Genomic DNA, 26237 nt, shown 5'->3' with positions numbered 1-26237 from the left:
TCATTATTGAATCGTCACCACTAGTTATCATAGCTACCGCTTGAAATGACCTGACTATTATTAGAAGAGTCACGTGGCATTTCAGTTTCACTTTCACGAATATAGTTTTCAATACTATCGTTTTGTTCAGATACGGGCTGATTGTTTTCAGTGTCAGAATTGTAAACCGGTTCTACTTGATAATAAGGTAAACCACATCCGGTTGCTTGACGTGGCACATTATTACGTAATAGCGGAATATACATTGCACCTTCACAACCTTGTGCAGATAAATACCCAGTTGCGCGGTCAATCCAGTGCCATTGCACATTTTCTGTTTGACGTAAATTTACAGGTTTCTGACGCAGTTGCTTCATGACATTGGTCCAAACAGGCAGGGCACCTGATGAACCGGTTAGGCCAGTAACTTTATTATCATCCAGACCTAACCACACCACACTTAGGTAATTACCCGAATAGCCTGCAAACCATGAGTCACGCGTATCGTTGGTGGTTCCCGACTTACCCGCCAGTTTTAAATCGCCAGGTAGGGCGCTATAAGCCGAACGACCTGTACCTGAACTCATCACTTGTTGTAAGCCGTAATTCAAAATATAGGCGGCAGAAGGATCAATGGTTTGCTGTACGGTAAGACCATAACGATCCAGTAAACGTCCATTTGAATCAACCACAGAACGAATCGATTTGATTGGGTATTTAAATCCGCCCGTAGCGAAGTTGCTGTAAATACTCATCACTTCCATCGGTGACATATCAACTGCACCCAGGAATATAGAGGGATAAGTGGGAATATTCGAAGTTACGCCAAATTTTTTCAGGTGATTACTAAAAGTTGAAATTCCAAATTCTTGACCTAAACGCACTGCGGCAAGGTTATATGAATTTGACAACGCTTCCGCCATTGGAACTACACCATGATCGCCACCGCTATAGTTTTTAGGCGTCCAAGTTTTTCCTCCACTTGCAATACTCAGCGCACTATCTTCAATTGGGCTGGCCCAGGTATAGCGTCCCGATTCAATCGCACTTAAATAAATCACTGGTTTAAGTAAGGAACCCACTTGACGTTTTGCATCTAAAGCACGGTTAAAACCGGTAAAATCTTGTGTAGAACCCACTGCTGCAACCAGTTCACCATTTTCAGGATGCGAAATTAAAACCGCACCTTGTAAATCTTTTAAGCGTTTAGGATTAGTATTGGCTAAACCGGAAACAGATGCTTTAAAAGCCTCTTGGACTTTGGTTTGGGCAATTGGATCAAGCGTAGTAAAAATTCTTAAACCTTGATTGGTCAAATCACCTTCTTGATATTCGGTACGCAGTTGGCGACGGACAATATCCAGAAAATCAGGGAAGCGAGCCGGGCCTAAGGTTGGTTTTGCAATTACATTGAGAGGTCGTGCGACTTCTTGCTCAAATTGTTCCTGAGTGAGATAACCCATTACCAGCATATTGTGTAAAACAATATCACGACGTCTTTTCGCGCCTTCAGGATTTTTCCACGGGTTAAAAAGAGTGGGTCCTTGAACCAAACCGACTAAATAGGCTTGTTGAGCGGTATTTAATTCTCTCAGTGGTAAACCAAAGTAAAATTGTGAAGCCAGACCGTAGCCATTAATAGAGTAATTACCATTTTGACCCAGATTTACTTCATTTAAATAAGCTTCTAAAATTTCATCTTTGTCGTAATGCAGCTCAATTAACAGTGCCATCAAGGCTTCATTCACTTTACGTTTTAATGTTTTTTCGGGACTTAAATAGAAGTTCTTCACCAATTGTTGAGTCAGTGTTGAACCGCCTTGGCGTTTACCACCGGTGACATTACTGACTAAAGCACGTGCTGTACCACGAACTGAAACGCCATGATGATGATAGAAGTTACGGTCTTCTGTCGCGATGAGTGCTTCAATTAAAGGTTTAGGGACTTTGTCGAGTTTAATCAGCACACGGTCTTCATTGTGCTGCGGATAAATACCGCCAATCAACAAAGGTTCTAAACGAGCAATACCGGTAGATGATGGTTTGGTCGCACTGACTTCACCAATTTGATTATTGTCAAAAGTAATTTTTAAAACTTGTTCAGGTTCTGCGCTATCACCAAAATCAAAACCGCGGGTATGCACATATAGTGCATCACCTGAAGTGACATAACTGCCTGATTTGGTATAGCTATCAGAGCTTTTATAGCCGAGTAATTTCAGCTCTTGAGTAAAGTCTGTCTGATTAACCGGCGCATTAGTATAAATTTCCAAAGGACGTGCAAATACTTTCGCAGGAATATCCCAGCGTTGTCCTTCAAACTTATTCCGCACAATATTATCCATTCGTATTAAATAGATGCTAAATGCCAAGAAAGCACCAATGACTAATATTGAAAAAATAAGCGCTAGTAAACCGATACCACGTTCAGACTTCATCAATTATTGTAAGATCCTGATAAATTGTGCTAATCATGCGAAGCTTTTCATTTTTTTGCAATAATTAATCTGTGAATGAAAATAAAATATAGCAATTAAAAAGTAAGAAAATTTATAATTAATTATTGATTTTAAATAAGATGCTGTTTTTATAGCACAGCCTGTATTCGGCAATATCGGGTCAATTTTAAAACGGATTATTCGCCCTGAGGAAGCGAGCAACATTATAGATCTCAAAATGCTACTGATAAAATGTGATCTTTATCATAAAAAATCAATATTGTTTAAACCGGAAAGGAGGTTTGCCGTGCTTCGCGTATGTAGGGAAAGCAAATCGTTATTTAGTAACACATTCATCTATATAAAGGGTTATATCCAACTCTAAAGTTTTTTTAAAATGAATAGTGTTAATGCTATGATAGGCAGGAATCGTAGCGGAGCGATCACTCAGGTGCAAATTTCACATAAGACTTTTCGAAACATTGGATTAATAGGGCGTCCAGATAAATCCTCCGTCGTTGAAACTTTAAGTCTCATTCATGACCATCTTTTAAGTTTAGGGCTTCATCCTGTTTTTGATGCTCAAACAGCAGAGCTGGTGCCATATCCTAATACGCAAACTGTCAGTCGTGCCTTACTCGGTGAAGTGGTTGATTTGGTGATTGTGGTGGGGGGCGATGGCTCTTTATTACATGCTGCTCGCGCACTGGTAAAACATAATACGCCTGTCATTGGCGTGAACCGTGGTCGTTTGGGCTTTTTAACTGATATTAAGCCGACCGAAGTTATATTTAAACTCGATCAAGTACTCAAGGGTGAGTTTCAGTTGGATCGCCGTTTCTTGCTGGAAATGGAAATTCGTTCCAAAGGCGAGAGTATTTATGATGCGATTGCTTTAAATGATGTAGTTTTACATTCAGGTCGCTCTGTTCACATGATTGACTTCGAACTGAATATTGATGGTCAATATGTCTATCGTCAGCATAGTGATGGTCTAATAGTCTCTACCCCTACAGGTTCTACGGCATATGCCTTATCGGGTGGTGGACCGATTGTCCATCCCGGTATGGATGCCATTTCTTTAGTACCGATGCATCCGCATACGTTGTCTTCACGTCCTATTGTGGTCGGTGGGCATAGTGAAATTAAGATTATCATTCGTGAAAATCGCGTGTTACCAATGGTCAGTGCCGATGGTCAACATAGCGTTTCACTCAATGTTGGGGATAGTTTACATATCCGTAAACATCCATTTAAATTGAATTTACTTCATCCACCAGGGTATGACTTCTATATGGCATGTCGTACCAAATTGGGTTGGAATCAAGATTTTGACTCTCTACAACAGCAGGATTAAATGATGAATATTGAACAAATGCTGGCCGTACTCGATCCTGAAATTGTTTCGCGTTTAAAAACAGCAGTAGAAATTGGTAAATGGCCCAACGGTATTGCGTTAACGGCTGAACAGCGTCAGATTTGCATGCAAGCTGTAATTGCATGGGAAGTGCAAAATTTACCTGAAAAAGAACGTAGTGGTTATATTGATAAAGGTCATAAAGAAGAAGGTGAGGAATGTGATTCTCATGTTCCTGAACCTGAATTTAAACCGATTCGTTTTGTTTAATGCTGAGCTATTTGAGTAGCTAAACTTTGAATTGAAGTTGTTTATAGCTACACGTAAAAGCCATTCGCAACTGTTCGAGGCAGGACTATATTAATATAGTCCTGTTTTTGCGAGAGAGATGACACTCGGTGGTATTAGCCGAGTTTTGCGAATGGGAAAAGTTTTCTTGCGTAACAGTGTTACTCATTTTTAAAAAGTAACACAATGAGCTCCCGATATTTGCTAATAAACGGTAAGACTCTGCAGGGCCTGACCCTTTAGTCTATTAAATAGCTTTTCGGCTTTGCCAAAGTTCTTTGGCTTTTAACATCGCTTCATCATAGCTTGCACAAGCGCCCATCGTATATAACGCAATCCCTATGGTTTCAGTGACTGCAATTTCACCATATTCATGATTTTGCTTGCCTTTCCAAACTGCTTTAAACACAGCTAAATCCAGTTCTTCTTCAATCGGGCTACGGTTTGCGGTCAGTTTCGGTAGTTCGTATTCATACAGTTCGCCATTTTTAATGCCACAAATTAAAGTTTTAGCATCCGGATTACGTTCAAATTCCCCACCTTCACCTTTAATGACCGCACTATTTTTATAGCCCAGTTTAAAAGCCGCCTGTTGGTGTGAAGCTCGGTATGCAGGATGGAAAATTGCTTGCATGGTTGCTTTAGCATTGAATGGATTAATTAAACGGGCGAGGGTGTGAATAGGGGAACGTAAGCCCATTACATTACGTAAGCCAATCAGGTCACTTAAGATGGGTGAAATCGCTTCTAAAGGAATATAGGCAAAATTGCGTTGTTGTAATTGTTGTTCCACATCTGTGTCATTTTGGCAAATAGCATAACCGAGGTATTCCAATACCTGTTCGGTATAAAGACGGTTAAGGGTGTGACCCGATGCACCATGCATCACCACTTTATAACCCTGTTGTGCCAAAGTCAGTGCAGCCAATAAAAACCATGGATAATGTTTACGCTTACCTGCATACGATGACCAATCTAAATCAACGTCTAGGCTTTTAAAATTGAGTTGATCGCGTGTGGCTTGCACAAAACCAGCTAGCTCATCGACAGATTCTTCTTTAACACGTAACAGCATTAAGAAAGCACCGAGCTGAACATCCAGGACTTCATCTTTTAAGATCATGCTAAAGGCTTGATAGGCTTCCTCATAACTGAGTGAGCGTGCGCCATTTTTTCCTTTACCCACAATACGTACATATTGTGCAAAAGGATGTTCAAAATCTTTATAGATATTTTTTTTGGTTTGCATAAGTTAGCTTTCTTGGCAACGGGAAATAGATAAGAGACCTAGTTTATTCAGAAGAAATAAATATTTCACCTTAATTAAAATAAAAGTGTTTTGGTTGTAATTCGACTAATGTCTAACGTCTGTCGTTCGTATTTCGAACAACATTAACAATACATGCCGCATGAAAGAATAAAAATTAGGTAAAATTTAACCTAAAGTTTAACTTGTTTTTGTTTCACTTATCATTCTCTCATATCTAATGATTTTAGCTTTTTCACAGGCTTTGCATTATATCATGCTGAATGTCTCACTTTATAAAACGATTTGTTTTGTATAAAGGTATGTGGGTGTAACTCAATACTTTTTATTTCCTTTTGTTGTCTAAATAAAGGGTTTAAGGGCTGTGTATTCGTAAGAATAGACAAAAAACTGAATATTTCTAGTCTTGGAAATATGTAAAGAAGTAATATTATGGCTAAAAAACCAATTTATAAATCATTGTATTTTCAAGTGATTATTGCCATTATTGCGGGTATTCTTGTTGGTCATTTTTCACCAAGTGGAACGCAAATAATTAATGGTGCAGAACAATATGTTCCAGGCTTAGGTGAACAGCTTAAACCTTTAGGTGATGCTTTTATTCGTTTGATTAAAATGATCATCGCCCCAGTAATTTTCTGTACAGTGGTGAGCGGTATTGCTGGTATGGAAAGCATGAAGTCAGTGGGTAAAACTGGTGGCGTTGCTTTACTTTACTTTGAAATTGTATCAACCATCGCCTTACTCATCGGTTTACTGGTAATTAACGTTGCCAAACCGGGTGTAGGCATGAACATTGATCCTGCATCTTTAGATACCTCAGGTATTTCTAAATATGTGGAATCAGGTCAATCGCAATCGACCCTCGATTTCCTGATGAATATCATCCCGAATACGGTGGTAGGTGCATTTGCTGAAGGTGAAATCCTACAAGTATTGTTATTTGCGATTCTGTTCGGTTTTGCGCTGCATAAACTCGGTGATGCCGGTAAACCAGTATTGAAACTGGTCGACCAAATTGCCCATGTATTCTTCAATATCGTAAACATGATTATGAAGTTAGCGCCAATCGGCGCGTTTGGTGCAATGGCATTTACCATTGGTAAATACGGTATTGGTTCACTGGCGCAGTTGGCACAGTTAATTATCTGTTTCTACATTACCTGTCTGCTGTTTATTTTCCTGGTTTTAGGAACGATTGCGCGTATCTCTGGCTTTAGCATCATGAAAATGATTCGCCTGATTCGTGAAGAGCTTTTGATTGTACTAGGTACATCATCTTCAGAATCCGTACTGCCACGTATGTTGAAGAAGCTTGAACTTGCGGGTGCGGAAAAGTCAGTGGTGGGTCTGGTCATTCCAACAGGTTATTCATTTAATCTGGATGGTACTTCTATTTATTTGACCATGGCAGCAATCTTTATTGCACAAGCAACCAATACACCATTAGATGTTGAACATCAAATTACATTACTTGTAGTGTTATTGATTTCTTCTAAAGGTGCTGCGGGTGTAACCGGTTCTGGCTTTATTGTGATGGCTGCGACCTTGTCTGCGGTAGGACACATTCCGGTTGCAGGTCTGGCATTGATTCTGGGTATTGACCGTTTCATGTCAGAAGCCCGTGCCTTGACCAACTTGGTCGGTAACTCATTGGCAACTTTGGTGGTTGCAAAATGGGTAGGTCAGCTAGATAAAGACAAGCTTGATTATGCATTAGCAAATCCGAGTGAAATTGATAGCCTTATGGAAGAAGAAGCTAAGCCGCACGCTTAATTCTCTTTGACCTTAAAAAGGAAGCTTCGGCTTCCTTTTTTATTGACCCAAAAGTCATGAAATATGAGGTCTATAAAACATGACAGATCTCCATAAAATGAATAGGATGGAGAAGGAATAAATACAACAACCAGATACAAGGACGCTATATGTTGGCTTATGATGCTGATTTAGAACTGTTTCGCGATAACTTTAAACGTTTTATGAATGAACATGTTGCACCTCATTATGAACAATGGGAGCAAGAAGGCATTATGCCGCGTTCAATCTGGAATGCCTTGGGCGAAAATGGTTTCTTGTGTGTGGATGTACCTGAAGAATATGGTGGTTATGGTGTTCCGACACATTATTCACTGATGCTGGTTGAAGAATCTGCGCGCGCAGGATTTAGCGCATTATCTACCGGTATTTCATGCCATTCTGAAATTGCAGCACCGTATATTTTGCATATTGGTAGTGAAGAGCAAAAGCAATACTGGTTGCCGAAAATGGTTTCTGGTGAAGTGGTCGGTGCCATTGGCATGACTGAACCGGGAGCGGGTTCAGACTTGCAAGCCATGCGTAGTAATGCCATTTTGCAGGGTGATCACTACCTTTTAAATGGTTCTAAAACCTTTATTTCAAATGGTCAACATGCAGACTTAGTGGTATTGGCAGCAAAAACTGACCCTCAAGCACGTGCAAAAGGTGTGTCTTTATTGCTACTCGATACACATCTGGAAGGCTTTAAAAAGGGCAGCAACCTGAACAAAATTGGTTTGCATTCGCAGGATACCTCCGAATTGTTCTTTGATAATATTAAAGTACCAAAAGATCAATTACTGGGTCAGCCAGGTCAAGGTTTCGCCTATTTAATGCAGGAATTACCGCGCGAACGTACTGCGATTGCTTCAACAGCCATTGGTGCGATTCGAGGTTCAATTGATGTCACTGTCGCTTATGTAAAAGAGCGTCAAGCGTTTGGTCAGCCAATTAGTCAATTCCAAAATACGCGTTTTGTACTTGCACAGGCGAAAATTGATGAATTGGCAACTGCAGCGTTTTATAACCAAAATGTTGAACTCTATATGCAAGGTAAACTCGATGTAGAAACTGCTGCTGCATTAAAGAGTTTTGCAACGGATATGCAAATGAAAATTGCCGATAACTTATTACAACTGTTTGGCGGGTATGGTTATATGACTGAATATCCAATTTCACGTTTTTTTGTCGATGCCCGTATTCAACGAATATATGGTGGTACCAATGAAATTATGAAAGAGATTGTTGCACGCAGCATATTGGGGCGTTAATTCATACAATAAAAAAGAGTCTAGTGGCTCTTTTTTTATTGACTTAATACCATCAGGCTTTCTTCGATAAAGGCGGGTAAGTCGTCAGGTGAACGTGAAGAGATATACAGATTATTATCATTCACCACTTCCACGTCGTAATATACCGCACCCGCATTGATCAGATCAGTGGCGAAAGTTTTAAGCGTAGTCATTAATCTCCCTTTGACTATCTTTGCCGTGATCAATAGCTGTGGATTATGACAAATACTCATAATGGGCTTTTTTGCATTGGCAAAGTTACGTATAAAATTGACAAAACGAGCATCACCACACAGTCGGTCAGGTGAATGACCACCGGGAATAAGTAAAGCGTCAAAATCATGTACTGAAACATCATCTATACTTTGGTCGATGGTCACTGCAGATTTACGCTTATTACCGTAGACAATATTGCCTGCTCTATTTTCAATATTCAAAATGCTATGACGAGCTGCGCGAAAGGCCTGTACAGGTTCTGAGTATTCGATATCTTCGAAATCATGAGTCACTAAAACGGCGATTCTTTTTGACATTATTATTCTCCGAATTGCTTTATTAAAAGACTATAGATCAAACCCTAAACTTTTGTGATGCAGTTTGGTAAAGGGCTATTGCAAAAGGAAAAGCCCCGAAGATAGGGCTTCAGGGCCGGATTTAAGGGTGTAATGACTCGAATCTAAGCGATATTTTTTTGTTGCTCTGTTTGTCGAAGTTCAGCACGCAGAATTTTTCCGACGGTTGACTTGGGTAATTCGCTTAGTATCTCAATGAATTTTGGGACTTTATAGGCAGTAAGGTTTTCTTTGCAGTGTTTTAAAATGTCGTCAATAGAAAGATGAGGATTGCTTAACGCAACAAAGGCTTTAACTGATTCACCTGTTTGTTCATCCGGTATACCAATTACTGCAGCCTCAATGACATCAGGGTGCTCTGCAAGAATGGCTTCAATTTCATTAGGATAAACATTAAAACCCGAAACAATCACCATATCTTTTTTGCGGTCTAAAATGTAACAAAAACCATCCTCATCGACTTTTGCGATATCGCCAGTATGTAACCATCCATCTACAAACGTTTCAGCGGTTTCAGTTGGGCGGTTTAAATAACCCAAGACAATTTGTGGCCCTTTCACACAAAGCTCACCGGCTTCACCCAAGGGAACTTCCTGACCTTCGCTATTCACAATTTTAATGTCTGAGCCAGGGAGTGGGAAACCGACAGAGCCTTGGCGAATTTCACTGATCGGGGGATGCAGTAACGCTGCACAACTGGTTTCAGTCATGCCAAAACCTTCAATAATCGTGCCGACTTTGGCCTTCCAGTTTTCAGCAGTAGCAGGACGCAGTGCTGTTCCGCCTGAAATAGCACAGGTGAGTTTTGGTGGATTTTGTACAAACCAGTCCTCTGCCAAAAGACCTGCATATAAAGTATCTACACCTGTTAGCCAAGTGACATTAAAGTTCTCAAAAGCGGGTTTTAAATTACTGACAGGGCGTGGCGATGGAATCAGTAAGTTATGAGATCCACCTTCAAAGAACATCAGAAAATTTACGCTAAAGGCAAAAATATGGTACAGCGGAATAGCCGTTAAAATGCAGTCCTGATTATTAAATCCAGATTGATGCGCACGTAAATAATCACCAGTGATTTTTACCAATGAAGCTACATTTTGATGACTGATCACCGCGCCTTTGCTGCGTCCAGTGGTACCACCGGTATATTGATACAAAGCAATATCATGTTGAATTGGAGTATAGGGGGCTAAGGTTTTGCCTATCTCCAAAGCATCCGAAAATGTGCAATAGTTAATGGAAGGTTGTAGTGAACGATTTTGAGTTTCGGCATCTGCCTGCATTTTTTGTGCAATCATTCCTTTATAAGGCTCATCAAAAAATTCACTTAAACTTGCTGTGACCAATGCGAGCGATTTAAGTTGAGGATTATTTTGAATCACCCGTTCAAAAGTCGCTAAAAATAACTCCGAAACGATCAGCGCTTTTGCGCCGCTGTCTGTCAATTGGTACTCAAGCTCACGTGGTGTATAAAGCGGATTGATGTTGGTGATAATGAGTCCGGCTTTCCAGCATGCAAACACCGCAATCGGGTAGTGCAAAGAATTTGGCATTTGCAGGCCAACTACATCGCCTTTTTTAAGATGTAGATGATGTTGTAAATAGTTGGCAAATGCCGTCGATAAATCATCAATTTCTTGAAACGTTAACGTCTTGCTTAAGCCAACAGGTAATACCACACTAAATGCCGGTGATTGAGAAAATTGCGCTGTGGTATGGGACAGTAACTCTACGAGGTTAGATCGTACTTGTTCAGGCTGAAGGTGGTAACCATGTAATGATGCGGGTAAATGTTTTTCCCAAGGGCGCTGTGCGTAATGACTCATGGATTATCCTTAAATTTATTTTTAACTGTGTTTTGATTTTTATGTCAGTCCTGACATTGATCTTTTAACATCGAGTAAACCGGTCTTTTTCGCAATGATCAAATCTGCCAATTAATGTAACTAAAATTGAAAAAAACCAAAGAAAAAGAATTCTGATTAAGCGCTTTAAAATATGAGCTTATTGGCAAATACCGATAAATTCATTTAACTAAATGGCATAAAATCTGCATGACCGTTCTATATTTAAAAATGTACGTTTGTCGCTTAATTTTTATTAAATTGGCAAAAAGTCATCAATTTTACTAATTCATTTCAAAATGATGAAGAATAAAATTGTTGATTAAATCAACTGTATGTTTTTAAGGCTGAATCAATCAAAGTCTTATTGCGTAACAATTGAAAGCTAACTATTGTTATACTGTTTGCATAATGTTTTCGAAGGGCGACATAACAATGATCAACGACGATCAAAACACAAAGACTTCTCTTGACCTTGCTCAAATTCGTGAGGATATTGACTCTGTAGATCAGCAGATTCAACAACTTATCAATCGTCGAGCGAAATTGGCAGAATCAGTAGCAAAAGCAAAATTTGCTTCTGAAGAGAATCCGATGTTTTACCGTCCTGAACGTGAAGCGCAAGTTTTGCGCAATGTTATGCAGCGTAATGAAGGGCCATTGTCTGATGTCACCATGGCGCGTTTGTTCCGTGAAATCATGTCAGCCTGCTTGGCGCTTGAAGCTCCGCAAAGTATTGCATTCCTGGGTCCGGTTGGAACCTTTACTCATTCAGCAGTCCTTAAACATTTTGGGCAAGATGCCATTGTCCGTCCATTGCCCACCATTGATGAAGTGTTCCGTGAAGTCGAAGCGGGTAGTGCGCATTATGGTTTAGTCCCAGTTGAAAATTCATCTGAAGGTGTGGTCAACCATACTCTGGACTGTTTCAAATCCTCACATTTGAATGTGATTGGTGAAGTTGAATTGCGTATTCATCACCAATTCTTAGTGTCATCTAATACCCGTAAAGACAGCATTAAACAGATTTATGCACATCAGCAAACATTGGCGCAATGCCGTGGCTGGTTAGATGCACACTATCCGGGCGTTGAACGTGTTGCCTTAAGTTCAAATGCCGAAGCGGCACGCCGTATCCGTAATGAATGGCATTCAGCAGCAATCGCCTCTGATGTCGCTGCAAGTATTTATGACCTGGAAATTTTGCACGGTAACATTGAAGATAATCCCGAAAATACCACGCGTTTCTTGGTGATTGGGCGTGAAAAAGTACCGCCAAGTGGTAATGACAAAACTTCATTACTGATTTCTGCACATGACCGTGCCGGTGCCTTGCTGGAAATTTTGGCGCCATTTGCCAAACACAATATTAGCTTGACCAGTATTGAAACTCGTCCTGCATTGCCAGAAAAATGGGCTTATGTATTCTTCATTGATCTTGAGGGTCATGTGGAACAAGAAAACGTCAAAGCGGCAATTGAAGAAATTCGTCCTTTGGTGAAAGAAGTTCGAGTCTTGGGCTCTTACCCGATTGCAGTGTTGTAAATCTTATCCATTAAAGCAGTGGTCAATTTTAAAGTGAGGTTGACCACGTTTATCACTTGAAATAACTGGAAGAGTAACATGTCGTTTGTCCCTGCCAATGAAGGCATCTCAAAGTTAAAGCCTTATCAACCAGGTAAACCCATTAGTGAACTTGAGCGTGAGTTAGGGATTACTGATATCGTAAAATTGGCCTCAAACGAAAATCCATTGGGCTGTTCTGATAAAGTCAAACAGGCTGTGGCTGCTGAATTGGCACAAATCGGACGATATCCGGACGGTGGTGGTTTTATTTTGAAAGACCAGATTCAGGCACAATTTGGCGTGACTGCTGACCGGATTACTTTGGGTAATGGTTCAAACGACTTGCTTGAAATGTTTGCCCGTGCATTCGTTTCTTCAAGCGATTCTGTGGTATATAGCCAACATGCCTTTGCCGTATATGCCTTGGTGACTCAAGCGATTAATGCAGAAGCGATTGAAGTACCTGCAAAACGCTTTGCCCATGACTTAGATGCCATGGCAGCGGCGATTAAAAACAATACCAAACTGGTCTTTATTGCCAATCCAAACAACCCGACTGGAACCTGGTTTGAAGAAGCTGAATTTGACGCTTTCATGCAAAAAGTTCCGGAAAATGTAATTGTGGTTCTGGATGAAGCTTATGTGGAATATTTCCCGGAAAATTTCAACAGCTTAAAATTCTTAGAACAATATCCAAATATTATTGTCAGCCGTACCTTGTCTAAATGTTATGGCTTGGCTGCACTGCGTGTTGGTTTTGCCTTGGCATCGACAGAAGTGACTGATTACCTGAACCGTATTCGTCAGCCGTTTAACGTCAATCATCTGGCAATGGTGGCTGCTGTTGCGGCACTCAAAGATGAAGACTTTATTGAGCAATCACGTATTGTCAATAAAGCAGGTATGAAGCAATTAGAGCAAGGCTTTGATGCACTGGGTTTAAATTATGTGCCTTCACGTGCCAACTTTATTTTGGTCAATGTACAGGCTGACCCTGCACAGACTTTTAATGCATTATTAAAAGAAGGTGTCATTGTGCGTCCTGTTGGAATTCCAAATCATCTTCGTGTATCGATTGGTACTGAAGCTGAAAATGCCAAGTTCCTGACAGCACTTGCTAAAGTATTGGATTTGACCAGCAGTGCGGTAGAGGAAAAAGCTTAAGCCATGTCTCAGCCACTGTTTGAAAAAGTTGCATTCATTGGACTTGGGCTGATTGGCTCAAGTCTGGCTCGTGTGATGATTGCTGAAAAACTGGCAAAGCAAATTGTTGCCTCTACACGTTCGCAAAAAACGCTGGATGATGCAAAAGCACTTGGCTTGATTCAGGAAGGCTATAGCAATCCTGTCGATGCCGTGCAAGGTGCCGATCTGGTGGTTTTGGCTTTGCCGGTTCGCGCAACGCAAAAAGTACTGGAAATTATCAAGCCGTATCTGTCAGAGAAAACCATCATTACCGATGTTGGTAGTACCAAAGGTAATGTAGTTGACGCTGCAAAAGCGGTTTATGGTGAAAACCTGCCAGAAGGTTTTGTACCGGGTCATCCGATTGCAGGTGCGGAACATACCGGTGTGCATGCGGGTAAAGTTGATTTATTTGCCAACCATAAAGTGATTTTGACACCGCTTCCAAACAGTGGCGACTGGGCCGTGGATAAACTGATTCAACTGTGGCAAGCTGCAAAAGCAGAAGTGATTTGCATGGATGTGGACAAGCATGATGAAGTGCTGGCCCATACTAGCCATCTTCCGCATTTAATGGCCTTCAACCTGGTGGAGCAACTGGCCAACCGGGAAGATAATCTCGATATTTTCCGTTATGCTGCGGGTGGTTTTCGCGATTTTTCGCGCATTGCCGCCAGTGATCCACAGATGTGGCATGACATCTTTTTTGCCAATAAGAAAGCGATTTTAAATGCGGTCGATGGCTTTGAGCTACAACTGACTCAAATCCGTAAACTGATTGAAAATGAAGATTCCAAGGCATTGATAGGATTGCTTGAACATGCCCAAGCGGCACGTCAGCATTTCAATCACATGCTTTCTAAGAAACCTTTAATGGAGAACGATAAAGTGACACAACAATTTACCATTTTGCCGGGTGCTAAAAAATTCCAAGGTAAATTTACCGTGCCAGGTGACAAATCTGTGTCACACCGTTCCATCATGTTTGGTGCAATTGCTGAAGGCACCACGCATGTCACAGGTTTCTTGGAAGGTGAAGATGCTTTAGCGACGCTTCAGGCATTCCGTGATATGGGTGTTAGCATTGAAGGACCTAAAAATGGTGAAGTGACCATTCATGGGGTAGGTATCAATGGTTTAAAAGCACCTGCAAGTGCTTTGTACATGGGTAACTCGGGTACTTCTATGCGTTTGCTTGCAGGGATGTTGTGTGCACAGAAATTTGATTCTGTGATGACGGGTGATGCATCACTGTCGAAACGTCCAATGGAACGTATTGCCAAACCGTTACGTGAAATGGGTGCACAGATTCAAACCACAGGTGAACGCGGTACACCGCCAGTTTCAATCACTGGCAGCCAAAACCTTCAAGGTATTCACTACGACTTACCTATGGCATCGGCTCAGGTGAAATCAGGTATTTTACTGGCAGGTCTTTGGGCAAATGGTGAAACTTCAGTGACAGAGCCAGAACCGACCCGTGATCACTCTGAGCGTATGCTTCGTGCATTCGGTTATGACGTAAAAACGGAAGGCAATCGTATTTCATTGCAAGGTGGCGGCAAGTTGGTGGGTACCGATATTCAGGTGCCATCCGATATTTCATCTGCGGCGTTCTTTATGGTCGGCGCAGCCATTACGGAAGGTTCTGATGTCACTTTAGAGGCGGTCGGGATTAACCCGACGCGTACCGGTGTAATTGAAATCCTGAAACAAATGGGTGCTGACTTAACTGTCGAAAACGAACGTATTGCAGGTGGTGAGCCAATTGCCGACATTCGTATTCGCGGTACGCGTACTTTAAAAGGTATTCACATGCCGGAAGATCAGGTGCCATTGGCGATTGATGAATTCCCGGCATTGTTTATTGCAGCTGCTTGTGCAGAAGGTCAAACCATTTTGACGGGTGCAGCTGAACTTCGGGTGAAAGAGTCAGACCGTATTCAGGTGATGGCTGATGGTTTGCAAACCATGGGTATTGACTGCACACCAACCGATGATGGCATTATCATTGAAGGCAAGGGTAAATCAGGTGACTGGTCTGCAATTTTCACGGGTGGTGAAATTGAATCACATCATGACCATCGTATTGCTATGAGTTTTAGTATGGCGGGCTTGCGTACTTCAGGTGAAATCAAAATTGTCGGTACAGAAACGGTAGCCACCAGTTTCCCGACCTTCACTGAATTGACCAATCAAGCCGGATTAGAGATTCAAGTCAGTGAATAATTAGTCTAATTTTGTATATTTGTTAAAAAACAGCCAAGCTTTTGCTTGGCTGTTTTGTTTTTATTGCTTATTCTAAAACCGTACAACAAGAATGCCTTTGGATCTAGAGATGAGAAAATTACAATTTACTGCAAACTGTGAAAAGCATAATCATCTGTCGCAGCAGTCCAATGATTGTCATGTGACTCAGCAATATGTAGCAGATCTTTTGTCTAAAGAATTGGGGCAATATGGTTTTCAAACTTTGTCACAAAGTGGTGATCAGGTTGCTGTCAGTGTAGACAATCAATCTTTGCCTTTATCGGTCACTTGTCAAAGTCATGATGCAGAAGGGCATTTAGTCTGTGAAATTACCTCGTACCCAGCTGAAGAGCAGGATTGGCTAGATCGAATTACTGAACAAAGTTTATTGAACCAGTTGGCGCAAGCGGTTGAAAACACTCTAAAAGAAGATGAATCTTTTAGTGGCTTTGAATGGAAAAGTTGATTTGACCTGAAATTTCAGTTCAAAACTTAAATGTGGCAGATATAGCTCATGTGTGATATCTGCCATTTTTTTCATTTGAGATAAGCAGTATAAAATAAATTAATAATATAAAAATCAATAATTTTTCGTAGGATTGATCATTAATATTATATTTTTATTGGCATTTTATTCCACACGGAGCCAAGTTTGGCTGCGTCCAACGGCAGAAACCCCCATATAGCCGCGGAGAAATAATTTTTTCCCGGAAGCATTCAGTTTTCCTTTGAGTCTATAAATTTTCCCTGACACAGGATCGAGAATTTTTCCATCTGTATAGTTAACTTGGTCGACAGACTTTAAGTTGCTAATGACTTGCATACCAATAATAGGCTGGTTGGTATACGGTGCAGGGCAGTTGGTACAAAATTCTTTTGGTGTATAGCCCTGGCGAGGAGTGGCTTTGAGTACTTTACCTGCGTATGTGCCATCGGCTTGCTGCTCAATTTTAACCAAACCCTTGGCTTCACCCGTTTTATCATCCATATAGCGCCAAATGCCTTCAATATTTTGTGCCATAGCTGAAGAACAGAACAAGCTAAGCGCAATAATCCCAAAAATAGTTTTCATAATATCCCTTTAAAACAGCAATGAAATTTACGGCTAAACAGGAGTCGCATCCGACTCATACAGTGATTATATTATTCATGGATTGTGTTATGAATTGCAATAAAGCTTAAATATTAAGCTGTTTAGCATTTTATTATATTATTGAAATAAAGGAAGTAATTTACTGAAAATAAGGGGAGTAATAGCTTTTTTAAGAAATTTGTGATGTGTGTATGCAGTGGGGAGGAAGTTCGGTATAAAGATTTTGCTTTTAGACACTAAGAAAAAGACTCAGAAATATTCTGAGTCTTTTCCAATAAATAAATATCAGCATATGCCAAAATTGATTTGGCATGCAATGGCACTGCTGAGTTGTTTATTAAGATGCTGTTAAGACACCAGATAGCGTGAAATCGCAATACGCAATTGCTTTAAGTATCCGGTAAAGAAGTGGTTTGCACCCGGCAAAACCGTCAACAAATGACGCTGTGGTTTTGACCATTCAATCAAATCTGACAATAAAGTAACTTCATCAGCTTCACCATGAATAAACAGAATGTCACCTTTGATGGCTGGAGTAACATAATGACGTAAACCTGCCACAGTTGCTGTCGGCAACCCACATAAAATCAATTGTTTAGGTTTTATTTCATCCGGCAGGGAATGATAGCTTTTCGCCATGACATGTGCCCCAAAACTAAAGCCACCGGCATAAAAAGGCAGGCTGATATGCTTGCTGCGAATTTGTTTAATGACTGCTAGAACATCCTCTGTTTCGCCAAAACCTTCATCATGCAAGCCTTCACTTTGACCTGAACCACGGAAACTGGGACGATACACAATACAACCGCGCTCAAGAAACATCTGAGCCAAAAGTGTCGGCACTTTATGCTGCGGCGTTCCGCCTTGCAAGGGATGCGGATGGCATACAATCGCGAATCCTTTCACTTCGCCCTGAGGATAATCAACAAAAATTTCAAGTTGACCAGCAGGACCTTGAATGAAAATTTGCTCGGACATATAACAACCGATGAATAACAGGAGAATGAGGTATTTTACCGATAATGTTCAGTAAAAACACAGATTGGAAATAAAATAAGTCTACTGTTATAGTTTGTTTAATTATTTTTTGATCAGGTTGTTTATGCTCGCCCTAGTTTCTCCTGCCAAGACTTTAGATTATGAATCTGCATTACCCACTGATGTGCATACCTTACCAAGATTGCTGGAACATTCACAAGAACTTATAGACGTAAGTCGTAAACTGACTGCTGCAGATCTATCCAGTTTAATGGGCGTGAGCGAAAAAATTGCCAAACTGAATGTTGAGCGCTTCAATGACTGGCAATCTGAGTTAAATTTTTCCAATTCGCGTCAGGCTTTATTTGCCTTTAAAGGGGATGTGTATACCGGTTTAGATGCCTATAATCTGAATGATCGACATATTGAATTTGCACAAAATCATTTGCGGATGTTGTCTGGGCTTTATGGTTTATTGCGTCCTTTAGACTTGATGATGCCGTATCGTTTAGAAATGGGCACCAAATTGAACAATCTACGTGGTCATAACTTGTATCAATTCTGGGGCGATCGTATTACCCGCTTAATCAATGATGATCTAGAGCAGGCAAATTCGGAATTATTGGTGAATATTGCGTCTGATGAATATTATAAATCCATTATTGAACGCAGAGTTAAAGCTGAAATTATTAAGCCTGTGTTTTTAGATCAAAAAAATGGGAAATATAAAGTCATTAGCTTTTATGCGAAAAAGGCACGCGGTTTGATGGCGCGATATATTATCGAAAACCAGTTAAATCAGGCGGAAGACTTAAAATCATTTAATAGCGAAGGTTATTATTTTGATGCTGAAAGTTCACTCAAAGGTGAATTGGTGTTTAAGCGCGATGAGCAACAGGCAGCTTAATTTTTTATGTAGGCCATAAAAATCCCGAAATTGATCAGGATTTTTTGGTTTATAAATAACTTTTATAATTATTAAACATGTATATTTAAATACAGAAAATGATTTTAAAAAGTGTGATTTTCATCACACTTTATTAGGGTTATTTGTTATGATGATAAAAAGCTTCCTGAATAATAAAATTTCGTTATGAATAAGTTATTGATTCCAATCATCATTTTTGCCGTGATAGTGCTCGGATATTGGGTATATCAGGATTCAGAAATGAAAAAAAAGAAAGAAGTTAATCAGCTGATGCAGGATACCCATCAGTCCTTCAATATTGTAGATTCCCATCCTCATAATTTTATTCTTAATAATGACAGTGAAGTCGTTTCAGTTCATTTTTCATCTCACTTTATTGCTAAATCCAGTTAACTTTAGTTGTTAAGTGCTGATTAATGAATTTAAAAATATAGATATCTTGTTGAAATTTATAGAATAATAAATTTTAGAAACAATAAAAAATCATTGTGCTATAATTTGCCACGACCCTAATTGAGTCATCATATTTATTTAATAAGTATTTGATTTATTTAAGCTACGTAGAGCTGCATAACTTTTATGCAGCTTTTTTGTTTACAATTTTTGTCATTTGACTGTTTTAGTTGCAATGAAAAATTGTTCAATCTACTTGTTTTAAATGGGACAATTGGCATATCCGTTGCTTTGACCTCTATAAAATTAATGATGATTCGATTTAGTGGATCATTAATTTTATAGCGTGCTGACGGCATAAAGTTTACTTACCGGGGTAAAGTCATGACGACTCCTAATCCATCTTCAGAGAATATGCTTGAACGCTTATTTAAGTTAAGCGAAAACAAAACCAGTTTTCGTACAGAAGTTCTTGCAGGTGTAACCACTTTCTTAACGATGTGTTACATCATTATTGTCAATCCAATGATTTTGTCCGAAACAGGCATGGATCATGGGGCTGTCTTTGTAGCAACCTGTCTCGCAGCCGCAATCGGTTGTTTGGTGATGGGGCTTGTTGCGAATTATCCGATTGCACTTGCGCCTGGTATGGGCCTGAATGCTTACTTTACCTATTCAGTGTGTATGGGGATGGGTGTGCCGTGGCAAACTGCACTGGCTGCAGTATTTGTTTCAGGTTTGGTATTCATCGCAATTAGCATGTTTAAAATTCGTGAAGCCATTGTCAATGCGATTCCAATGTCATTAAAACTGGCGATTGGTGGCGGTATTGGTATGTTCCTTGCGCTGGTTGCTTTAAAAAATGCCGGTATTATTGTCGACAACCCTGCAACCTTAGTCGGTTTGGGTGATTTAAAACAACCTTCAGTACTTCTGGCTTTACTTGGCTTCTTGATGGTTGTGGTAATGCACCAGTTTAAGGTGCGTGGCGCAATTATTATCAGTATTTTAGTCATTACTGCTATTGCTACAGCATTGGGTTATAACCAATTTCAAGGTGTGGTGGGACAGATTCCATCCATTGCACCAACCTTTATGCAAATGGACTTTGAGGGGCTGTTTACTGCAAGCTTGATCGGCGTGATTTTTGTATTCTTCCTGGTTGATTTATTTGACTCTACAGGTACATTGGTGGGTGTATCGCACCGTGCAGGTTTACTGAAAGATGGCAAATTGCCGCGTTTGAAAAAAGCACTTTTTGCAGACTCAACAGCAATTGTTGCTGGTGCAGCACTCGGTACATCTTCAACAACGCCTTATATTGAGTCATCTGCTGGTGTTGCGGCGGGTGGTCGTACAGGTTTAACCGCCGTTGTAGTAGGCATCATGTTCTTGTTATGCCTGTTTTTAGCGCCACTTGCGCAGTCTGTGCCAAGTTTTGCTACAGCACCTGCATTGCTATTTGTCGGTGTGCTGATGATTCAGGGGATCGTCCATATTGAATGGGATGATATCACTGAAGCGGTACCTGCGTTTTTGACCATTGTATTTATGCCATTTGCTTATTCAATTGCAGATGGTATTGCGATGGGTTTCATCAGCTATGCGCTGATCAAGCTATTCACAGGTAAGGCAAAAACTGTTCCATATATGGTGTGGATTATTGCTGCACTTTGGGCATTAAAATTTGCTGCATTTGGTGGCTAATTCACCAAATTCACAATAGGGTGTAAACTCAGTTTGCACCCTTTTTTATTTTTTGAAAAAAGTTTTATAAGGATAAGATATGAATCAACTTGAGCTTATTCAAGCGCTGCCAAAGGCGGAGTTACACGTACATATTGAAGGGACTTTTGAGCCTGAACTGATGTTCGCTATTGCTCAACGTAACCATATTGATATTCCATATAAATCTGTAGATGAAGTGAAGCAGGCCTATAATTTCCATAACCTGCAATCGTTCCTCGACATTTATTATGCAGGTGCAAATGTTTTGGTGGTCGAACAAGACTTTTATGATTTGGCGATGGCATATTTTGAAAAATGCGCTGCAGATAAAGTTGTGCATACCGAAATGTTCTTCGATCCACAAACACATACCGATCGTGGAATTGCATTTGAAGTGGTCATCAATGGTTTACAACGTGCCTGCGATGATGCAAAAGAAAACTTCGGCATTACATCGCATTTGATCATGTGTTTCTTGCGTCATTTAAGTGAAGAAGCGGCATTTAAAACTTTAGAACAGGCTTTGCCATTTAAAGATCAGATTATTGCGGTAGGTCTGGATTCAAGCGAAGTGGGGCATCCACCTGCTAAATTTGAACGGGTATTTGCCAAAGCACGTGAAGAAGGCTTTTTAGTGGTAGCGCATGCCGGTGAAGAAGGTCCAGCTGAATACGTTTGGGAGGCTTTAGATTTGCTTAAAGTAAATCGAGTGGATCACGGCGTACGTTCAGAAGAAGATCCGAAACTGATGCAGCGTTTAATTGCGGAAAAAATGCCTTTAACGGTGTGTCCTTTAAGTAACTTAAAGCTTTGCGTTGTCGATGATATGGCACAGCACAATATCCGTCGTTTATTGCAGCAAGGTGTGCATGTAACTGTAAATTCAGATGACCCATCATATTTTGGTGGATATATGAACGACAACTTTATTGCGATTGCTGAAGCTTTAGATTTATCCAATGATGAACTGAAGCAATTGGCTAAAAATTCGTTTGCAGCCTCATTTATTTCTGATGTAGAAAAACAAAAATGGTCACAACAGATTGATGCTTTGGCATAATCTTTTCTTTTAAGAAATACTTTTGGATTGAGCAGATTTATTCATTAATCTGCTTAATTATTGTGTAAAGAATATTGCGTGTAAAGCGTTAGGTTGTATTTTGAAAAAGAGTCTTTGCTGGATAGCTGTTATTGCTTTGTTGATTGGTTGCGTAGCAGTTTTTGCAATGGATAAAAACGCTACTTTAATCCAGAAAATGTTAAAGCCAGTGGTAGAGCAGGCATGTAAAAGTGAATTGAATGATTCAAAAATCTGGCAATCAGCTGCCTTGTTTATGAGTGTGGAACGTCAAAGTTCTGTGCAAAAACAGATCTGCGGTTGTGTCAGTGACAATGCGCTGAATGATGTGTCTGCGAAAGATTTGGCGATGGCATCCGTCAGCGAAGCTGCAAAAGATAGTCTGATTAAACAAGCAGTCTTAAATAGTGTTAAGGGGTGTGCTCAAGAAGCTCTGAAATAAGCTTGAACACAAGAAAAAGCCGCATCTGTGAAAAGAATGCGGCTTTTTTATTAAACGTGTCTAGTCCTGAAATAGGTTGGCTATTTTTCTTGTCGCGTCATACTGCGTAAAATATGGTCTTTATCTATAAAATGATGTTTTAACGCAGCAGCAATATGTCCTATCACCAGAAAACCGGCAAACCACGACAAATAAATATGTACAGGCTTAACAATGGCTAAAAGTTCGGGATTGTCTTGAACCAGTCGCGGGATTTCAAATAAATATAAAACAGGTGCAGGATGTCCAGCACTCCAGCTAAACAGACAGCCGGTAATCGGTAATGCGAGCAACATTAAATATAAAGCCAAATGCCCAAGATGTGCCATGACTTTCATGAAAGGAGACATGGAATCAGGCAGTGCTGGAACAGGATGGGTATAGCGCCAAAACAGACGAATCAATACCAGAAATATAATTGTTGTCGCGATGTTCTTATGTAAGGTGATGACTTGACCTTTAAAACTACCATCCACATCATAGCTTAAAAAATTTCCGCTATAAAAACCAATTAACCATGCGGCAATAAAAATAACAGCCATCAGCCAATGAAGCATTTGGGCTGTACGCGTATAGTATGGTGAAGTGTTTGTCATGTTATACCAACATGTAATTTATAAGTGTGCGTATCCTAATCAAATAGCATATTTTAAAAAATAGGGAATATGGAACGAAGCGTATAATTCTTGCAACGCTGAAAGCTGCATGGTTTTTAGACAGACAAGCCGCATATGGAAAATTCATTTGAAATATAGATTTCTTCTAGGGGGAAGTTTCGGCAGAATATGCTCAACAGATTTTATAACAAAGGATTTAACTGTGAAAAAATTAATTGCTGTGCTCGCACCTTTAACTTTAGCTCTTAGTGCATGTGTGTCAACTGGCACAACGACAGGTACAACGGGTGCAACAGGCACGCAATCAGCAACTCAGCAACTCGGTAATGCTGCACTTAAAATTGCCATCAATGCAAAATGTACAACTGAGTTGAATAATATTGCTGCATGGCAAACGGCCACTAAATTGATGACTGCAACTCAAAAACAAAATATTCAGTCTGAAATTTGCGGTTGTGTAAGTGAGAAAGCGCCACAAAGCGTAACAGCGGTAGATTTGGCCACTGCTGCAATTGACCCAGCTGCACGTACTACAATTGTTTCAAATGCAGTGACTAAAACAATTAATGCCTGTGTCGCGGAAGCAGTGCAATAATCGTTAATAAAGTAATAAATAGGCTGACTTGTTCAGCCTCTTTTTTTAGGTAGGCAGATAAGTTATGAAAATTGCTGGTGCAGATGAAGCAGGGCGTGGTCCACTCGTAGGTTCAGTTGTTGCAGCTGCGGTTATTTTAGATCCCAATAATCCCATTGAGGGTTTAAATGATTCAAAAAAACTCACTGAAAAAAAACGTGAAAAGTTATTTGTAGAAATACAGGAAAAAGCTTTGGCTTGGGCTATTGCTGAAGCGAGTCATGAAAAAATTGATGAGATTAATATTCTTCAGGCATCATTGTTGGCTATGCGTCGCGCTGTAGAGGCTTTAAGCATCCAACCTGAACATGTATTGGTGGATGGTAATAAAGTTCCACAGGGCTTAATGATGAGCTGTGATGCAATAGTAGGAGGTGATGCCCTGCATGCAGAAATTTCAGCTGCCAGCATTTTGGCAAAAGTAACGCGCGATCATCAAATGGTAGAACTTGATCAGCAGTATCCGCACTTTGGTTTTGCTAAACACAAAGGTTATCCAACCAAAGCCCATTTCGAGGCAATTGCGCAACATGGTGTCATTGATCAGCATCGTCGCAGTTATGCGCCAGTGAAAAAAGCCTTGGCTTTACTTGAACAAAAGTAAAAACGAATAGCCAGATAAATTTAAAGCGGCTTATGTAAGCCGCTTTAGGAGAAAAACATTTAATCTTTAACGATTAAAGTCATTCTGGGTATTCTGTGGGAAATTATCTTCTTCAAAAGAAGGTTGATAATCTTGATCGAGATGTTGAAGATGTTCATGCATAGCGCGTTCATGTTGAATTCGTTGGTAAATTTCTTCACGATGAACGGATACTTCTTTTGGAGCATTTACGCCAATACGAACTTGATTTCCTTTAACACCAAGCACAGTTACACTGACTTGGTCCCCAATCATTAATGTTTCTCCGACACGTCTAGTCAGAATCAGCATGTTTATCTCCTTGCAAAATGCTAAACCTGCAATTGATCTAAAATGTAAAAACCACAACCCTTAAATATCAAAGAAAATTTTAACAAAGCAATGTGACAAACTTCGTCCTCTATACCTTTTTGTTAAAATTTTCTCAAAAGCACACGGCTAATATAACAGAGCCACTATAAGAAAAACTATAGTGGCTCTGTTTTTTTCTACTTTTTTAAAAAGTGTCTAACAATGACAATTTTTGACATATTTTTCGATATTATACGCGTACGCTTGATTCGCCATGTTCACGGTCTAAACCGAAAGCAGTGTGAAGGGTACGCACAGCAAGCTCTAAATAGTTTTCTTCAATGATCACAGAAATTTTAATTTCTGAGGTAGAGATCATCAGAATATTGATACCTTCCTCCGCTAGAGCAGTAAACATTTTACTTGCCACGCCAGCATGCGAACGCATGCCTACACCTACAATCGATACTTTTACGATGTCTGAGCGAGTTGCAACTTCACGTGCACCAATTTTTTTCGCGGTATCTTCAAGAATTGTTGTGGCTTTGCTTAATTCACTACGGTTCACCGTAAAAGTGAAATCAGTTGTTCCATCTTCTTCAACGTTTTGGATAATCATATCCACTTCAACGTTAGCATCGCCAATTGGACATAAGATTTTAGCTGCAATACCTGGTTCATCAGGCACGCCTAGAATCGTTAATTTTGCTTCGTCACGGTTAAATGCGATACCAGAGATAATTGGCTGTTCCATGTTGTCTTCCAATTCAGTAGTAATAAGAGTGCCGACGTTTTGTTTAAAGTCTTCGTCAAATGCGCCATCATTGTCATTATCAAAACTTGATAATACGCGTAAAGGCACTTGGTATTTACCAGCAAATTCAACTGAACGAATTTGAAGAACTTTAGAACCTAAAGATGCCATTTCAAGCATTTCTTCAAAAGAAATACGATCAACTTTTTTTGCTTTAGGTGCAACACGAGGGTCAGTGGTATAAACACCATCCACGTCTGTATAAATTTGGCATTCATCTGCTTTTAATGCAGCAGCAAGTGCAACACCGGAAGTGTCTGAACCACCGCGACCTAAAGTGGTGGTATTGCCTTTTTCATCAAAGCCTTGGAAGCCAGCAACAACCAGCACACTACCTGCGTCTAAATTTTCAGTCAAAACATCAGTATCAATCGCTTCGATACGTGCCTTAGTGAATGCACTGTCAGTTTTAATGCCAACCTGGCGACCAGTTAGTGATTTTGCTTCAACACCGATAGAGTTAAGTGCCATCGCTAACATAGAAATCGTAACCTGTTCACCAGTAGAGACCATTTGGTCGAGTTCACGTGGATCAGGGGTTTCGGTAATGGCCTTCGCTAAAGCGAGTAGACGATTGGTTTCGCCACTCATTGCTGAAACCACCACCACAACTTTGTGGCCGTGGTCATGCCAGCGCTTTACACGACGAGCAACATTTAAAATGCGCTCGGGAGTACCCATAGAGGTACCGCCATATTTTTGAACGATTAATGCCATAGTTGTT

At 40.2% G+C, this 26237-nt stretch carries 24 protein-coding genes; 15 read left to right on the top strand and 9 right to left on the bottom strand.

Going from position 1 to position 26237, the window contains the following annotated elements; all coding sequences use genetic code 11:
- Positions 1–20: 20 nt before the first annotated feature.
- Positions 21–2417 (bottom strand): penicillin-binding protein 1B, encoded by a 2397-nt coding sequence (gene mrcB / locus ACP69Y_RS12375; RefSeq protein ID WP_425918690.1) that lies wholly within the window; start codon positions 2415–2417, stop codon positions 21–23.
- Positions 2418–2832: 415 nt separating this feature from the next.
- Between mrcB and ACP69Y_RS12370 the strand changes: the two genes are divergently transcribed.
- Entirely contained in the window at positions 2833–3774 is a 942-nt protein-coding gene (locus ACP69Y_RS12370) for an NAD(+) kinase (RefSeq protein ID WP_425918689.1), read from the top strand.
- A gap of 3 nt (positions 3775–3777) precedes the next feature.
- Positions 3778–4044: a YeaC family protein gene (locus ACP69Y_RS12365; protein WP_425918688.1), complete on the top strand. Its 267-nt coding sequence runs from the start codon at positions 3778–3780 to the stop codon at positions 4042–4044.
- Between the two features lie 265 nt (positions 4045–4309).
- On the opposite strand, the gene ACP69Y_RS12360 is transcribed toward ACP69Y_RS12365, so the two are convergent.
- Positions 4310–5311, bottom strand: coding sequence for a glycosyl transferase family protein (locus ACP69Y_RS12360; RefSeq protein WP_425918665.1), 1002 nt, complete (start codon positions 5309–5311; stop codon positions 4310–4312).
- A gap of 450 nt (positions 5312–5761) precedes the next feature.
- Here ACP69Y_RS12360 and ACP69Y_RS12355 point away from each other — a divergent pair, with 450 nt between their 5' ends.
- Entirely contained in the window at positions 5762–7105 is a 1344-nt protein-coding gene (locus ACP69Y_RS12355; RefSeq protein WP_425918664.1) for a dicarboxylate/amino acid:cation symporter, read from the top strand.
- 149 nt (positions 7106–7254) lie between these two features.
- Positions 7255–8397 carry an acyl-CoA dehydrogenase family protein gene (locus ACP69Y_RS12350; protein WP_425918663.1) on the top strand — a complete coding sequence of 381 codons (1143 nt, stop codon included), beginning with the start codon at positions 7255–7257 and terminating at the stop codon, positions 8395–8397.
- Between the two features lie 35 nt (positions 8398–8432).
- Here ACP69Y_RS12350 and ACP69Y_RS12345 read toward each other — a convergent pair whose 3' ends face one another.
- Both ACP69Y_RS12345 and ACP69Y_RS12340 read right to left on the bottom strand, forming a co-directional pair.
- Positions 8433–8951 carry a type 1 glutamine amidotransferase domain-containing protein gene (locus ACP69Y_RS12345; protein WP_425918662.1) on the bottom strand — a complete coding sequence of 173 codons (519 nt, stop codon included), beginning with the start codon at positions 8949–8951 and terminating at the stop codon, positions 8433–8435.
- A 143-nt stretch (positions 8952–9094) separates the two neighbouring features.
- A complete protein-coding gene (locus tag ACP69Y_RS12340; protein ID WP_425918661.1) occupies positions 9095–10816 on the bottom strand; it encodes a long-chain-fatty-acid--CoA ligase in 1722 nt (573 codons plus the stop codon).
- A 453-nt stretch (positions 10817–11269) separates the two neighbouring features.
- On the opposite strand from ACP69Y_RS12340, the gene pheA reads away from it, so the two are divergent.
- From pheA to ACP69Y_RS12320, 4 genes are all read left to right on the top strand, one after another.
- On the top strand, positions 11270–12379 hold the full coding sequence (gene pheA, locus ACP69Y_RS12335; RefSeq protein WP_425918659.1) for a prephenate dehydratase: 1110 nt from the start codon (positions 11270–11272) through the stop codon (positions 12377–12379).
- Positions 12380–12457: 78 nt separating this feature from the next.
- Positions 12458–13564 carry a histidinol-phosphate transaminase gene (gene hisC / locus ACP69Y_RS12330; RefSeq protein ID WP_425918658.1) on the top strand — a complete coding sequence of 369 codons (1107 nt, stop codon included), beginning with the start codon at positions 12458–12460 and terminating at the stop codon, positions 13562–13564.
- A gap of 3 nt (positions 13565–13567) precedes the next feature.
- Positions 13568–15814 carry a bifunctional prephenate dehydrogenase/3-phosphoshikimate 1-carboxyvinyltransferase gene (locus ACP69Y_RS12325; protein ID WP_425918657.1) on the top strand — a complete coding sequence of 749 codons (2247 nt, stop codon included), beginning with the start codon at positions 13568–13570 and terminating at the stop codon, positions 15812–15814.
- 109 nt (positions 15815–15923) lie between these two features.
- Positions 15924–16301, top strand: a complete 378-nt coding sequence (locus ACP69Y_RS12320) for a hypothetical protein (RefSeq protein ID WP_425918656.1) — start codon at positions 15924–15926, stop codon at positions 16299–16301.
- A 165-nt stretch (positions 16302–16466) separates the two neighbouring features.
- Here the strand turns inward: ACP69Y_RS12320 and ACP69Y_RS12315 are convergent, their stop codons facing one another.
- Together ACP69Y_RS12315 and ACP69Y_RS12310 are read right to left on the bottom strand one after the other, a co-directional pair.
- On the bottom strand, positions 16467–16907 hold the full coding sequence (locus ACP69Y_RS12315) for a DUF2147 domain-containing protein (RefSeq protein WP_425918655.1): 441 nt from the start codon (positions 16905–16907) through the stop codon (positions 16467–16469).
- 369 nt (positions 16908–17276) lie between these two features.
- A complete protein-coding gene (locus tag ACP69Y_RS12310; RefSeq protein WP_425918654.1) occupies positions 17277–17906 on the bottom strand; it encodes an alpha/beta hydrolase in 630 nt (209 codons plus the stop codon).
- A 124-nt stretch (positions 17907–18030) separates the two neighbouring features.
- Here ACP69Y_RS12310 and yaaA point away from each other — a divergent pair, with 124 nt between their 5' ends.
- From yaaA to ACP69Y_RS12285, 5 genes are all read left to right on the top strand, one after another.
- The gene (yaaA, locus tag ACP69Y_RS12305; RefSeq protein ID WP_425918653.1) at positions 18031–18813 is read left to right on the top strand and encodes a peroxide stress protein YaaA; all 783 of its coding nucleotides are present in this window, start codon (positions 18031–18033) and stop codon (positions 18811–18813) included.
- A 261-nt stretch (positions 18814–19074) separates the two neighbouring features.
- A complete protein-coding gene (locus ACP69Y_RS12300; protein ID WP_425918652.1) occupies positions 19075–19227 on the top strand; it encodes a hypothetical protein in 153 nt (50 codons plus the stop codon).
- A gap of 384 nt (positions 19228–19611) precedes the next feature.
- Positions 19612–20934: an NCS2 family permease gene (locus tag ACP69Y_RS12295; protein ID WP_425918651.1), complete on the top strand. Its 1323-nt coding sequence runs from the start codon at positions 19612–19614 to the stop codon at positions 20932–20934.
- Between the two features lie 79 nt (positions 20935–21013).
- A complete protein-coding gene (locus ACP69Y_RS12290; protein WP_425918650.1) occupies positions 21014–22015 on the top strand; it encodes an adenosine deaminase in 1002 nt (333 codons plus the stop codon).
- Between the two features lie 166 nt (positions 22016–22181).
- Complete coding sequence (locus ACP69Y_RS12285) at positions 22182–22475, top strand: hypothetical protein (RefSeq protein ID WP_425918649.1); 294 nt, start codon at positions 22182–22184, stop codon at positions 22473–22475.
- An 80-nt stretch (positions 22476–22555) separates the two neighbouring features.
- Here the strand turns inward: ACP69Y_RS12285 and ACP69Y_RS12280 are convergent, their stop codons facing one another.
- Positions 22556–23110: a cytochrome b gene (locus ACP69Y_RS12280; RefSeq protein ID WP_425918648.1), complete on the bottom strand. Its 555-nt coding sequence runs from the start codon at positions 23108–23110 to the stop codon at positions 22556–22558.
- A 223-nt stretch (positions 23111–23333) separates the two neighbouring features.
- Between ACP69Y_RS12280 and ACP69Y_RS12275 the strand changes: the two genes are divergently transcribed.
- Both ACP69Y_RS12275 and rnhB read left to right on the top strand, forming a co-directional pair.
- Positions 23334–23726 (top strand): hypothetical protein, encoded by a 393-nt coding sequence (locus ACP69Y_RS12275; RefSeq protein WP_425918647.1) that lies wholly within the window; start codon positions 23334–23336, stop codon positions 23724–23726.
- 64 nt (positions 23727–23790) lie between these two features.
- The gene (gene rnhB / locus ACP69Y_RS12270) at positions 23791–24369 is read left to right on the top strand and encodes a ribonuclease HII (protein WP_425918646.1); all 579 of its coding nucleotides are present in this window, start codon (positions 23791–23793) and stop codon (positions 24367–24369) included.
- A 66-nt stretch (positions 24370–24435) separates the two neighbouring features.
- On the opposite strand, the gene csrA is transcribed toward rnhB, so the two are convergent.
- Positions 24436–24699 carry a carbon storage regulator CsrA gene (gene csrA, locus ACP69Y_RS12265; protein ID WP_067723263.1) on the bottom strand — a complete coding sequence of 88 codons (264 nt, stop codon included), beginning with the start codon at positions 24697–24699 and terminating at the stop codon, positions 24436–24438.
- A 250-nt stretch (positions 24700–24949) separates the two neighbouring features.
- Positions 24950–26230 carry an aspartate kinase gene (locus tag ACP69Y_RS12260; RefSeq protein ID WP_425918645.1) on the bottom strand — a complete coding sequence of 427 codons (1281 nt, stop codon included), beginning with the start codon at positions 26228–26230 and terminating at the stop codon, positions 24950–24952.
- Between the last annotated feature and the right edge of the window lie 7 nt (positions 26231–26237).

Source organism: Acinetobacter sp. TSRC1-2 (assembly GCF_049895885.1).
Lineage (GTDB): Bacteria > Pseudomonadota > Gammaproteobacteria > Pseudomonadales > Moraxellaceae > Acinetobacter.
This window is presented reverse-complemented; position numbering and strand designations above follow the sequence as displayed.